Annotated in this window: 13 protein-coding genes; all 13 read left to right on the top strand. The window is 52.9% G+C overall.

Annotation, left to right across the window (positions count from 1 at the left end; genetic code table 11):
* Positions 1-293: 293 nt before the first annotated feature.
* The 13 genes from recJ to yabP all read left to right on the top strand — a co-directional run bounded on the left by recJ (position 294) and on the right by yabP (position 13,361).
* Positions 294-2,339, top strand: coding sequence for a single-stranded-DNA-specific exonuclease RecJ (gene recJ / locus H8710_RS03605; protein WP_249294032.1), 2,046 nt, complete (start codon positions 294-296; stop codon positions 2,337-2,339).
* Positions 2,340-2,443: 104 nt separating this feature from the next.
* Positions 2,444-4,633, top strand: a complete 2,190-nt coding sequence (locus H8710_RS03610; RefSeq protein ID WP_249294033.1) for a RelA/SpoT family protein — start codon at positions 2,444-2,446, stop codon at positions 4,631-4,633.
* Positions 4,634-4,651: 18 nt separating this feature from the next.
* The gene (locus tag H8710_RS03615) at positions 4,652-5,128 is read left to right on the top strand and encodes a GyrI-like domain-containing protein (protein ID WP_249294034.1); all 477 of its coding nucleotides are present in this window, start codon (positions 4,652-4,654) and stop codon (positions 5,126-5,128) included.
* A 22-nt stretch (positions 5,129-5,150) separates the two neighbouring features.
* A complete protein-coding gene (gene dtd / locus H8710_RS03620; protein WP_249294035.1) occupies positions 5,151-5,603 on the top strand; it encodes a D-aminoacyl-tRNA deacylase in 453 nt (150 codons plus the stop codon).
* Between the two features lie 14 nt (positions 5,604-5,617).
* Positions 5,618-6,262, top strand: coding sequence for an MBL fold metallo-hydrolase (locus tag H8710_RS03625; RefSeq protein WP_249294036.1), 645 nt, complete (start codon positions 5,618-5,620; stop codon positions 6,260-6,262).
* A 137-nt stretch (positions 6,263-6,399) separates the two neighbouring features.
* Positions 6,400-7,848: a coproporphyrinogen dehydrogenase HemZ gene (hemZ, locus tag H8710_RS03630; RefSeq protein ID WP_249294037.1), complete on the top strand. Its 1,449-nt coding sequence runs from the start codon at positions 6,400-6,402 to the stop codon at positions 7,846-7,848.
* 31 nt (positions 7,849-7,879) lie between these two features.
* Positions 7,880-8,818, top strand: coding sequence for a uridine kinase family protein (locus tag H8710_RS03635; protein WP_249294038.1), 939 nt, complete (start codon positions 7,880-7,882; stop codon positions 8,816-8,818).
* Between the two features lie 135 nt (positions 8,819-8,953).
* A complete protein-coding gene (locus tag H8710_RS03640) occupies positions 8,954-9,412 on the top strand; it encodes a V-type ATP synthase subunit I domain-containing protein (protein ID WP_249294039.1) in 459 nt (152 codons plus the stop codon).
* A 244-nt stretch (positions 9,413-9,656) separates the two neighbouring features.
* Positions 9,657-11,399: a putative polysaccharide biosynthesis protein gene (locus H8710_RS03645; RefSeq protein ID WP_249294040.1), complete on the top strand. Its 1,743-nt coding sequence runs from the start codon at positions 9,657-9,659 to the stop codon at positions 11,397-11,399.
* A 91-nt stretch (positions 11,400-11,490) separates the two neighbouring features.
* On the top strand, positions 11,491-12,249 hold the full coding sequence (gene mazG, locus H8710_RS03650) for a nucleoside triphosphate pyrophosphohydrolase (protein WP_346727094.1): 759 nt from the start codon (positions 11,491-11,493) through the stop codon (positions 12,247-12,249).
* Positions 12,250-12,291: 42 nt separating this feature from the next.
* On the top strand, positions 12,292-12,567 hold the full coding sequence (locus H8710_RS03655) for an HU family DNA-binding protein (RefSeq protein ID WP_249294042.1): 276 nt from the start codon (positions 12,292-12,294) through the stop codon (positions 12,565-12,567).
* A 117-nt stretch (positions 12,568-12,684) separates the two neighbouring features.
* Complete coding sequence (locus H8710_RS03660) at positions 12,685-12,927, top strand: RNA-binding S4 domain-containing protein (RefSeq protein WP_249294043.1); 243 nt, start codon at positions 12,685-12,687, stop codon at positions 12,925-12,927.
* 116 nt (positions 12,928-13,043) lie between these two features.
* A complete protein-coding gene (yabP, locus tag H8710_RS03665; RefSeq protein ID WP_249294044.1) occupies positions 13,044-13,361 on the top strand; it encodes a sporulation protein YabP in 318 nt (105 codons plus the stop codon).
* Positions 13,362-13,368: the final 7 nt, after the last annotated feature.

Consider the following 13,368-nt stretch of genomic DNA (forward strand, 5'->3'; position numbering starts at 1 on the left):
GCTGGTACCTATTATAATACACATTAAACTTTTTTTCTACCCTTAATTTCTCATAATTATGGATTATTTTTGCAGTGAATTTTTCGGAAATATAGGGGATTTCTAGAAAATATCCGGTTTTTACAGCTCGGGAAAGAGAAAAGTTGAAATATTTCCCGAAAAGTGATAAAATAATACTTTAGTGAGTGTTTTGCCTCAGGGAATAAAATGGCCTCACTCGTAAAAACAAAGTGTGAAATATGCGCATTTTAGGTGAGAGAATTGCGCATAATCATATAGACAGGGAGGACGTTATGCTGTTTTCAAAGTGGAGGCTACCTCGCTTCGATGTGCGGGAGAGCAGGCTTATCCAGGCGGAGTATGGGGTTTCTCCCATGATTGCCGATATTTTGGCGGCGCGAAAGCTGCCTCCTGTTGAGATAGCAGAGCTTTTGGACGACGATTTTTCGCTGGAAGACCCGATGCTTCTGCCAGATATGGAAAAAGCGGTCGAACGGATTAACCAGGCGGTTGACGCCGGCGAAAAGATCGCAGTATACGGCGACTATGACTGTGACGGGGTGACAGCTACGGTGATTCTGGTCACCTTTTTACAGTCCATGGGGGCTGACGTGTTTTATTATATCCCAGAACGGCTGGACGAGGGCTACGGCCTCAACGCGGCCGCTCTGGATGAAATCAAGGACAAGGGCGCTTCACTGGTCATCACAGTGGACAATGGCATCTCCGCCATCAAGGAAGTGGAGTATGCCTTGGCTATCGGCCTTTCGGTAGTTGTCACCGACCATCACCAGGTGGGGGCGGCGCTTCCCGCAGCCGCCGCCGTAGTCAATCCCCACCGGAAGGACTATCCAGGAGATTTCCGGGAGCTTTGTGGGGCCGGAGTTGCCCTAAAGCTCTGCGCTGCCTTGGACGGCGGGGATTACGAGCAGGTGTTGGAGTCCTTCGGCGCTTTGGCGGCGGTGGGGACAGTGGGCGACATTGTGCCTTTGCGGGCGGAAAACCGGTTTCTCGTCAAAAAAGGGATGGAGCAGCTGCCCTATACCGAAAATTTGGGACTACAGGCGCTGATGGAAGTGAGCGGGCTCAAGGATAAGCCATTAAACGCCCAGAAAATCGCTTTTGGCATCGTGCCCCGCATTAACGCGGCGGGACGGATGGGCAGCGCCAAGCTGGCAGCGGAGCTTCTGCTCTGCGAGGACGAGGAGCGGGCGCTGCAATTGGCGCGGGAAGTGGACGCCCTCAATGTGAGCCGCCGCAACGAGGAGGACGAAATCCTACTCAAGGTACAGGAACAGTTAAAAGCGTCGCCAGAGATGCTTCTCGACCGGGTTTTGGTGGTGGCGTCGGAAGGGCTTAATCACGGCGTGGTCGGCATCGTTTCCTCCCGGCTCATCAATTTATACGGCAAGCCCAATATCATTTTATCGGTGGAAGGGGACACCGCCACCGGTTCCGCCCGCAGCCTGGGATTTTTCTCGTTGTATCAGGCGCTGTCAGCCTGTTCGGGGCTACTGCAAAAGTACGGCGGGCACAAAGCTGCCGCCGGTATGACCATCAATACCGCCGATATCGGAGAATTTCAAAAGGAAATCAATCGCTATGCCAGGGAGTTTCACGATAAGATGCCTGCGGCGGAGCAGGTGATCGATAAAGAGCTTCATATTGGGGATATTAATGTAGACGACGTACAGGCGCTGGAGTTGCTGGAACCCTGCGGCGAGGGAAATCCCCAGCCGGTCTTTCTGCTGCGGCGCTGCGTCATTGAGGCGATCCAGCCGCTTGGCGGGGACAAACACCTGAAGCTCAAGGTTAATTTTGAGGGCAAAAGCATCTATGTTTTATATTTTCGCATGTCTACCGACCAGTTTATCTATCCGGTGGGGAGCCGGGTGGACATTCTGGCTAATCTGGAACTGAACGAATTTCGGGACAAGGTTTCCATCGCCGTCAAGCTGAGGGACATCCGTCCCACCGGTTTCGACGACGAAAAGATGCAGAACGCCGACCACTTTTACCAGAAAATCCGCCGTGAAGAGCCGGTGGAGCGGAAAATTCTCGCTATCTCGGTTCCCACAGCAGACGAACTGCGGGCGACCTATAAAATTATCCGGCAGCTGAGCGGCAGGGAGATGCATATGGACCTTTTGTATCTCCGGGCGTTCGCCGGTAAGATTAATTATTGCAAGTACCGCCTGATGCTGGACATTCTGTCGGAACTTTCCCTTGTGAGTGTCGCCCCCGATTTTTCGTCGGTGAAGCTCTGCGAAGGAGCGGGCAAGGTGAATTTGGAGGATTCCGCTATTTTACGCGGCCTGCAAGACGGGCTGAATACATAATTTGAGCAGAAGGGGAATCGTTTTGTGCCTTTGCCGCAGAAATGACAGCGGCAATTTTTCTGTGAAAAACCCACCAAAACATCCAGGAAGGAATGTTGATGTACATGAGCAATCCCATTGGCACCATCGAACAATTGCTGGCCTCTGTCGATAGCAGTGACCGGAATTACGATGTGGAGAAAATTAAAAAGGCCTATGAGGTGGCGGAGAAGGCCCATAAGGGACAGCTCCGGCAGTCAGGCGACCCGTATATCAGCCATCCAGTCTCGGTGGCCGTGATTTTGGTGGATCTGGGGATGGACACCGACTGCCTCTGCGCGGCTCTTTTGCATGACGTAGTGGAGGACACTGAGGTGACTCTCGGAACTCTGAGCCGACAGTTCGGCGAGGACGTGGCTGTTATGGTCAACGGCGTCACCAAATTGGGGCAGGTGCCTCTGGTCACTAAAGAAGAGCAGCAGGCGGAAAATATCCGCAAAATGCTTCTGGCTATGAATGAGGACGTGCGGGTCATCATCATCAAGCTGGCCGACCGTCTCCACAATATGCGCACATTGGACTTTAAGTCCGACTCGAGGCGGCGGGAAATCTCTCTGGAGACCATGGAAATTTACGCTCCTATCGCCCACCGGCTCGGTATCCGGGCCGTCAAGGAGGAACTGGAGGACCGGGCGCTGCGGTACCTGGACCCCATTGGCTACAAGGAGATCGAGGAAACCCTGGCCCTCAAAAAGGGGGATCGGGAAAAGTTTATCGACGAAATCAAGGAAAAAATCTTGACTAGGCTTAAAGAATACGGCTTGGAGCCTCATATCGAGGGCCGGGTCAAGAGCATTTACGGCATCTACCGCAAGGTGTATATGGCCGGGCGGAGCTTTGAGGAGCTGTACGACGTCTACGCCGTGCGCATCATCGTCAACACCGTTATCGAGTGCTACAACATCTTAGGTATTATCCACGATTTGTTCCAGCCAATTCCCAATCGCTTCAAGGACTATATCTCTACCCCCAAGCCCAACATGTATCAGTCCCTGCACACCACCGTCATCGACAAGGAGGGCATCCCCTTTGAAATCCAGATCCGCACCTGGGAGATGCACTACACCGCCGAGTTCGGCATCGCCGCCCACTGGAAGTACAAGGCGGGCATCCACGGCAAGGATAAGCTGGAAGAGCGGCTGGCCTGGGTGCGGCAGATCATCGAGTCCCAGCAGGACGCCGAGGGCGCCGAAGACATCGTTAAAAACATAAAGACCGACCTTTCCGCCGACGACGTGTTCGTCTTTACCCCCAAGGGGGATGTGAAGAGTCTGCCAGCCGGGTCCACCATCGTGGATTTCGCCTATGCTATCCACACCGAGGTGGGAAACCGGATGACCGGAGCCAAGGTGGACGGGCGCATTGTGCCGCTGGATTACCAGGTGAAAACCGGCGAAATAGTCGAGATCATGACGACCAAATCCCTGACCGGCGCGCCAAAACGGGACTGGATCAAGATCGCCAAGACCAGCGAGGCCCGCAACAAAATCCGCGCCTGGTTTAAGCGGGAGCGGCGGGATGAAAACATTGCCGAGGGCCGAACGGAGCTGGAAAAGGAGTTTCGACGCAACTATATCCACTTCGACGGCGATGAAAGCTATCAGAATTTCATGGAGGCAGTCATCAAGCGGCAGCATAAGGAGTCGTTGGACGACTTTTACGCCGCCATCGGCTACGGGGGAATCCTCCTTTCCCGGATCATGCCCCGGATCAAGGACGACTACGCCAAGCTGATGAAAGCCCATATCGCCGAAAATCCGGAGTTTACCACCCTCAAGGTGCCCACACCCAAGAAATACACCAGCGCTGTTGTTGTGGAGGGCATCGACAACTGCCTCGTGAAATTCGCCCAGTGCTGCAACCCTCTGCCCGGCGACGAAATCGTCGGCTTTATCACCCGCGGTTACGGCGTTTCGGTTCATAAAAAAGACTGCATCAACGCCATCACCTCGATGAATGACGTGGTGCAGCGAGAACGGTGGATCAATGTCCATTGGGCAGACAGCAACGCTTCCCATTTCCGGTCGACGCTGGAGATCGTGGCCCACGACCGGAACTCACTGCTGGCCGACGTGAGCTTGGCTTTTGCCAACATGCGGGTACCCATCCACGAGTTTAATGCGCGGGAACTGAGAAACGGAAACGCCAGTATTTTAGCCACCATCGGCACCCAAGGCAAAGAGCATCTGGACACTATCATCCAGAAGCTCAGCAAGGTCAAAGGGGTGATTTCGGTGGAGCGGTCAGGGAAATAGAGCCGCAGAAGGAGTGTTATGACGCATTTAGAAGTTGAGCTCACTGTCGTAGAAGATCAAACGGTTTTCGGCTTGTCGAAGCCGTCCAACGACCGAACTGTCGCCGGGGACGTAAAGGCGCTCTCCGCCAGCTACCATTACCTCTTAGGGAAGGCGGGCGGCGAAATCCTGCCGTTTTTCGTCCTGTCGAGGAACTACGACGAAGCGACCGGAGATTTTGAGCTGTTTGTGGGCGGCCTGCTGGAAGCGGAGAGTCTAAAGAAGATCCTGCTGCCCGCCGGGAAATACGCCAAAATCGTCGTCAAGCCCAAGCTCAGATTCCTTTGGGGACCCGCCATTGGGGAGGCGAAGAGGTTTTTGTATACCAAATGGCTCCCGGCAAGCGGTTACGAGCCCCTCAATTTGGAGTACGAATCCCATACCGGGCGAAGCACAGGCAAAAATCCGTCCATTGATCTGTATTTTGCCATAAAAGAGAAAAATCCGTCCGCGTGACGGACAAGCGAAGGATGATACCATGAAACTAGTGATCCAGCGGGTAAAACGCGCCGCCGTCACTGCCGACGGAACTCTTTCCGGCAGCATTGAAAACGGCCTGTTGGCTCTTTTGGGCGTGGTGGAAGGCGACACCGAATCCCAGGCCGCATACCTGGCCGGCAAAACGGCCCGGCTGCGCATCTTCACCGATGAGGACGACAAATTGAACTTGTCGGTGCGGGATGTGGGCGGAAGCATACTGGTGGTCTCCAACTTCACCCTGGCGGGCGACTGCAAAAAAGGAAACCGCCCTTCCTTTGACCGGGCGGCTAAACAGCCTGATTCGGAAGGGCTCTATCTGAAATACGTAGAATACCTGCGGGAACAGGGAATCCCTGTGGAGACTGGGGTGTTCGGCGCCCACATGGAAATCGAGATGACCGCTTGGGGCCCTATCACTATCGTCATGGATACTGAGCAAATGGGGCATTGAGAAAGGACAATACCATGAAAATATACACTTTACCGGTGGGACTGATTCAGACCAACTGTTATTTGGTACAGAACGGCCAAAACGAGGCCGCCCTCATCGACCCCGGCGCCCAGCCGGATAAAATCCTGCGTTATCTGGAAGCGCAGGGGCTGACACTAAAGATGATTCTGCTGACCCACGGCCATTTCGACCATATGGGCGGCGTGGACGGTATCTTGGAAAGATGGGACATACCCGTTTACATCCACCCTCTGGACGAAGAGATGACGAAAACCCCGTCTCAAAACGCTTCTATGGAGTTCGGCGGGCCGGGAATCGCCTGCTGCACCAGCCGGATTTACGGGGAAGGAGACGAAATCCCCTTTGGCGACGTTACTTTCCGCGTCCTTCACACCCCCGGCCACACCCAGGGTTCTGTCTGCCTGATAGCCGAGGATGCTGAAATGGAAAGCGTTATCTTCACCGGAGACACGGTTTTTGCCGGCAGCGTAGGCCGCACCGACCTTTACGGAGGCAGCTATCCCCAGATTGCCGCCTCCGCCCGGAGGATCGCCGCCCTTCCCCAAAATTACCGGCTGCTGCCGGGCCACGGAGAAGCAACCACTTTGGATTACGAGCGGGAACAAAATCCCTATCTCGCCACAGAGAGGGACATTTAGGATCAGGGCTTTCTCGATCTTCCGCCAAAAGAGGGGAGACAGGCGGCTTGTCGTTGGATGTGTATTCCAACGAAATTGCGATTTCACGGGATTCGCCTGCCCGATTCATCCAATCCAATCTGCAAAGGAATACCTTCATGACGATTTTTTATAACGGAAACACCTTTAAATACGAGATGGAGAACATCTTAAAGCTCTTTTACCCGGTGCGGCGGTTCCAGCACATCTACGAGTCACGGGAATACCCTGCCGACGAATATGTGAGCATCGACGCGGCCCCTGCGGGGGACAGTGTCAGCGATTTGTCCGTCACGGTGAAAAAAGGGGATTTTTTTCGTACCCTCAAAACCTCAAACCACCCTGAGGCCGACGCCGAGATGGAGTGCGCGCGGCTTCTCTATCGGATTCTCCACGAGCTGACCGGGGTGAGGCCCCAGTGGGGCGTTTTGACCGGCATTCGGCCGGTCAAATGGGTTCAGCGGCGTCTCGCCGCCGGCAAAACCCTGGAGGAAATCCGTCGGGAGTTTGAGCAGGAGCTTTATATAACGCCGGAAAAAATTGATTTGAGCTTTCGCATCGCCGAGGCCCAGAGGGAAATTTTAGCCGACAACGCCCCAAAGGATTTCAGCCTCTATGTGTCGATTCCCTACTGCCCCTCCCGGTGCAGCTACTGTTCTTTTGTTTCCCACGCCATCACCGGGCAGAAGGCCCGCGCGTTGGTGCCGGAGTATCTTGATAAGCTTGTGAAGGAAATTGCCTTTACAGCGGAAATAGCCCGGGAAATCGGGCTTCGGCTCCGCACAATTTACATCGGCGGCGGAACGCCCACCGCTTTGAGCGCCGAAGAACTCCGGCAGGTCACCGACGCTATTGCAGCATGTTTTCCCCTCGATGCTGGGGTGGAATACACCATCGAGGCGGGCCGGGCCGACACCATCACACGGGAAAAGCTTCAGGTGATCCGGGAGGCGGGGGCGACCCGCATCAGCATCAACCCCCAGACCTTTGAGGATGCGGTGTTAGAGGCCATCGGGAGAAAGCACACCGGGCAGCAGGTGGTTGACTGCTACGAACTGGCCCGGCAGATGGGCTTTTCCTCTATCAACATGGATTTGATCGCGGGGCTTCCCTCAGACAGCTATGAGGGGTTTTGCCGAAGTGTGGACAAAGCCGTGTCCCTCGATCCGGAGAACGTCACGGTGCACACCCTGTCGCTGAAACGTTCCTCCGCTCTATTTCAGGAGATGAGTGGAGACGAGGACTATTCCGCCGTCCAGAAAATGGTAGAATATGCCTATCAAGCTTTGACGTCGGCCGGATACGAGCCCTACTACCTCTACCGGCAGAAAAACACCCGGGGCAACCTGGAAAACGTAGGCTATGCAAAGCCTGGCCACTTTGGAAAGTACAACGTCTACATCATGGACGAGATTCAGACCATTTTGGCGGCTGGAGCGGGGGCGGTGACAAAAATCGTCCTGCCTGGCGACATTGAGCGGCTTTACAATTATAAGTACCCCTATGAATATATTTCCGGTTTTGATGATATACTTGCTAAGAAGCAAAGGTTGAAAATACTGCTGTGAGAAATTCACCGCAGGGGAAGGGAGGCCTGAAATGGTAACAGATTATAAAGAACATCTGGATATCGAACAAATTAACTACAGGGCCGCCGAAAATTTAGAGGATTTGGTGCGGGATTCGGAACAGCGGTACTTGAGCCAGATCAGAGAGACGGTGGACAGTTTCTGCTCCACTTTAAACCGCAACAAGATCATCCTGCTGGCGGGACCGTCCAGCTCGGGGAAAACCACCACCTCCTATATTTTGCAAAAAGAGCTCCATGACCGGGGGGTCAAGACGCTGTCAATATCGCTGGACGATTTTTATAAACCCCGAGACGCGGCGCCGTTTCTCCCTGACGGGACACAGAATCTGGAACTGCCGGAGCTGGTGGACACCGATTATCTGGCGGAATGCCTTAACGAGCTGCAAAAGCGGGGCTGGTGGAATTTTCCCATCTTTGATTTTGTCAAAGGCCGCCGCAGCGAAAAGGAGCGGGAGCTCCAGTTCGATGAGCACACTGCCATCATCATCGAGGGGCTACATGCATTAAATCCCCTCATCACCGAAAAGGAGCTTTTTCAGAGTGCCCTGAAACTTTATATCTCCATCAAGAGCGAATATTACCTGCAAAACAAGCGGATGATCAGCACCCGGGAGATGCGGCTTGTACGGCGGCTCATCCGGGACTACAACTTCCGAGGCTGCTCCCCAGCAGACACCCTGGCCATGTGGAAAAACGTGGTGGACGGGGAGGACCTTTACATCCGGCCTTTCCGCACGGGGGCCGACTTCTGGATTGATTCCCTCCACCTGTACGAGCCGTTGGCCTATCACGGAGCTTTTCTCGAACTGATTCAGGAAATCGACGAACAGAACGCCTATTACGGATTGGCTGAACAGCTGAAAGCCGCCATGGACTGCTTCCCTCCTATGGATCTCAGCTTTATTCCCAAGGATTCCATGCTGCGGGAATTCATCATCCTGCCCTAGATGCTTCTGAGGCACGATATTTACAGTTTATTATTGATTTGGGGAAAATTATGGCTTATAATGGGGATACCGGCAAAGGGAACCTGCTGCCGGCTCATTCAAATGATTGCAACCGTTTCGGAAAGGACTGATACAATGGGTATTTTTGAAGATTTGATGGCAGGCGCCAAAAACGTAGTGGATTATGCGGGAAAGAAAACCGACGATGTGGTGGAGCTCTCTAAGCTCAAATACCAGAGCAGCCAGCTCTCTAACGAGCTTCGCTCCCTGTATGAAAAGTTGGGCTGCGCGGTCTATTCGATGATGAAATCGGAATACGATAATAACGAATTGATCGACTCCCTGGCCTCCGAGATCGAGGAAGTGAAAAACACCCTTCACGACATCAACGAGAAAATCGCTGAGAAGAAGGAACTGAAACTCTGCCCCGCCTGTGGAGCCAAAAATGATAAGGAAGCTTTCTACTGCATGAAATGCGGCAACCGGCTCGTCAATGTGGAACAGGACGCCGCACCCGCTGAGGAAGAGGCGAAATCGGAGGAAACCTGCGGCTGTGGATGCTGCGGCCAAGAAGAGGATCACTCGGAAGAATAAAGGATGTTAAAAAATACCGCTGCGGATGCTTTTGGGCCTTCGCGGCGGTATGGTTTGACCGTGCCATTTCCTTTGACATTAAATTAAGGGCAGCTCGGCACAATTTTTGGCATCGTTTGGCGTGTGTACTTTCGGCCTGTTTTACAAAGATTTTTATCCCTACAGTTTTTGTTTGACCGGTCGAAAAGCCGTCCGCGCCATTCGGCTCTAAGAATTGTGCAGTGCCGCCATAGGAGTGTTTTGTTTGCAAAAGGGTAAGGGACAGAGCCTGCTGCAGGGCGCCAGCATTCTGGCGGCCGCCATGATCATCGTCAAGCTCATCGGGGCGATTTTTAAAATCCCCCTGGGCAACATCCTGGACGGCGACGGCATGGGGTATTTCTCCACCGCCTACAGCGTCTTTACCATGATTTTTGCCTTTTCGACGGCGGGCCTTCCGGCAGCTATTGCCAAAATGGTCGCCGAGCAATCGGTCCACGACCGCTACCGCGATATCCGGAAAATTCACAGTATTTCGGTGCGGCTCTTTTTCTTCATGGGCCTCATTGGGTTTATCCTCATGGTGGCGTTTTCCTGGCTCTATGTGAAAATGGCTGACAACCAGAATGCCTGGCTTTCGGTCATTGCCATTTCGCCGGCGATTTTCTTCGGCTGTGTCATGTCGGCATACCGGGGCTACTACGAGGGGCTTCGCAATATGACGCCCACTGCGGTCTCCCAGATCGTCGAAGTGGTCGCCAAACTGATCTTTGGCCTCGCCCTTTCGATTATCGCTTTGAAGGTGGGAATGGCACAGTTTGAGGCGGGCGGGGCAGTTTTCGGCAAAGTCGTCGCCAACGAGGCCCAGGCCCGGGCAGCCATCATGCCGGTGGCATCGGCGGGCGCCATCTTCGGTGTGACGCTGAGCACCTTTGTGGGGACCGCTTTCCTCCTCATCCGCCACAAGATGAGAGGGGACGACATTACAAAAGAAGACCTGAAGTACTCCCCAAAGCCTATGCGCACCAGAGTACTCATTGTGCGGCTTTTAAAGATCGCCATTCCAATTTCCTTGGGCTCCATTGTGATGAACGTGGCCCAGCTCATCGACACCCTCACTATCATCAACCGGCTGGGGGCGGGCTTTGCACAGAACTACACCGGAATGATGGCGGTGTTCGGGGAAAATCTCAAAGTCGGAACCACTGCCGCCGAGGCCGCGAATTTTATCTTCGGTTCTTACAGCGGATATGCTCTGTCGATTTTTAACCTGGTTCCCGCTTTTACCGGTATATTCGGCAAAAGTGCCCTGCCCAATGTAACAGCGGCCTGGGAAGCCAAAAATATGCGCTCTGTGAAGATCAACATTGAATCGGTCATCCGGATGACTTCACTGATCGCCGTGCCGGCCAGCTTCGGTATTTTTTTCTTGGCGAACCCGATTCTGAACCTTCTCTACCCAGCGAAGCACGCCGAGGTGGCCATCGCGTCCGGCGTTCTGAGCTGGCAGGGACTGAGTTTGATTTTTCTGGGGCTTACAGTGCCGTTGTTCGCGGTGCTGCAGGGCCTGGGAAGGGCGGATCTGCCGCCCAAGTTTATGCTGGTGGGAGCGGCGCTCAAATTCCTGGTCAACTGGTTTACTATTTCGACGCCCGCACTAAACGTCAAAGGCGCGGCCCTGGGCACAGCGGCCTGCTATGTGTCGATTCTGGTGCTCTGCCTCATAAACCTCAAGAAAATCACCGGAATCCCATTTCATTTTATCCGGCTGGGACTCAAACCCATCGCTGCGGGACTGCTCTGCGGCATTGCCGGAAAGGTCTGTTACGACCTTTTGGCAAAAGTCATGGACGGAAACTTAAAAACTTTGATTGCAATCGCCGCCGCAGGCTTTGTATACCTTCTGATGCTGCTGATTTTACGGGCAATTTCGAAAGATGACGTATTAATGCTTCCAAAAGGAGAAAAATTTGCAAAACTACTTGCAAAATACAAATTATTAGGGTAAAATGGACAATATACTGGATGTACTGGTATGAAACGGTAAAAGAGGGATTATTCTGGACTTTCAAAGAAAAGAGCGGTACGATGTTTCCGACCTGAGAGCCATTATGGCGCTGCTTCGCAGCGAGCAGGGCTGTCCCTGGGATCGGGAACAGGATCACCGAAGTATCCGCAAGAACTTTATCGAAGAGACTTACGAGGCGGTCGAGGCAATCGACAAAGGGGATATGACTTTGCTTCGGGAAGAACTGGGCGATGTGCTTCTCCAGGTGGTGTTCCACACTCAGATGGAGGAGGAAACCGGCGTCTTTACCTTTGACGACGTGGTCACTGACCTTTGCCAAAAGCTTATTATCCGTCATCCCCATGTGTTCGGGGAAGTGGAAGTGAAGGACTCCGGTGAAGTGCTGAACAATTGGGAGACCATTAAAAACCAGGTCAAAGGGACCGAGAACTTTACCGAAACCTTAAAATCCGTCCCCGCCGTTTTCCCAGCGCTGATGCGCAGCGAGAAAATCGCCCACCGGGCGGCGAAAGCAGGCATGCGTTATCCCGATGTAGAAGGCGCTTTTGAGGATCTGGAAAACGAGGTCGGCGAACTGTGGGAGTCCATCGAGAAGGGCGACCGCGCCCACATGGAGGAAGAACTGGGTGATTTGCTCTTTTCCTGTACCAATGTGGCGGAGAAGCTGGGGCTTGACGCTGAGCAGGCTTTGAGCCGTTCCTGCGACAAGTTTATCGCCCGTTTTGAAGAGGTGGAACAGCTGGCCGAAAAAGAAGGCATCCGGATGGAAACGGCTGAGCTGGATACTTTGAACCGCCTTTGGAAAAAGGCCAAAGAACAGTTAATCTAGGTGCAAACCTTGGATATTAAAAAATAATGGAGGTCTATTATTATGACTAAAACAGAATTGATCAGTGTTGTAGCTGAAAAAACCGGTTTTTCCAAAAAAGATGCTGACAAAGCAGTTGCTGCAGTTCTCGACAGCATTTCCGAAGCACTGGCTGGCGGCGAAAAAATCCAGCTCGTAGGTTTTGGTACATTTGAAGTTCGCGATCGCGCTGCTCGTGAGGGTAAAAACCCCGCAACCGGCGAGAAGATCACCATCGCTGCTACCAAAGTTCCCGCTTTCAAAGCTGGCAAGGCTCTGAAGGAAGCAGTTGCGAAATAAATATTATTTCAAATGCTATCAAAATCCTGTACCGTTTTTCCGGTATAGGATTTTGTTTTTTTGTGGGCAACCTGATAAAAGCCCCGATTTTTATAATAACGAAAGGAAATTACCGTCATGAGACTGGATAAATATTTAAAAGTCACCCGCCTGATTAAGCGCCGCACCATCGCCAATGAGGCCTGCGACGCCGGGAGAATCCTTGTCAACGGCATCGAGGCCAGAGCTTCCTACAACGTCAAGGTGGGGGACAAGATTACCATCAACATGGGGAGACCGCTGACAGTTAAGGTGCTGAATGTATCGGAATACGCCACCAAAGAAACCGCCGCCGACCAGTACGCAGTAGTCGAAGAATAGGGCATATTTGTCCGCTCCATAGAATATAGTGTATCAAGGCTTTTTGGAAAAGGGGAAGCTGGGGTAAGAATCCGCGCTGCAACTTACGAACAGCTCACTTCCAGAGGGCTTTTGAAATGAATGACACTGGTTTAAAATGGAGTGACGAAATGATGCAAGAAGTAAAATCCCTGAAACTGCCTCACAACATTATCATGGAAGACCGGAAACGGCTTTCAGTTTCCGGCGTCCAGGACGTGGATTGCTTTGATGAAACGTTAGTTATCCTCTTCACCAATATGGGAAAGCTGACGGTGCGGGGAAATAATCTCCACGTCAATTCCTTCAACGTCGACGATGGGGATTTTTCCATGGAGGGGGAAATCGATACCCTGGAATATTCCTCCGAGGAGAAGGCGAGGGGAACCTCTTTCCTTTCCAAGCTGTTCAAATAGCGAGACG

Source organism: Fumia xinanensis (assembly GCF_014384905.1).
GTDB classification, from domain to species: domain Bacteria; phylum Bacillota; class Clostridia; order Oscillospirales; family Ruminococcaceae; genus Fumia; species Fumia xinanensis.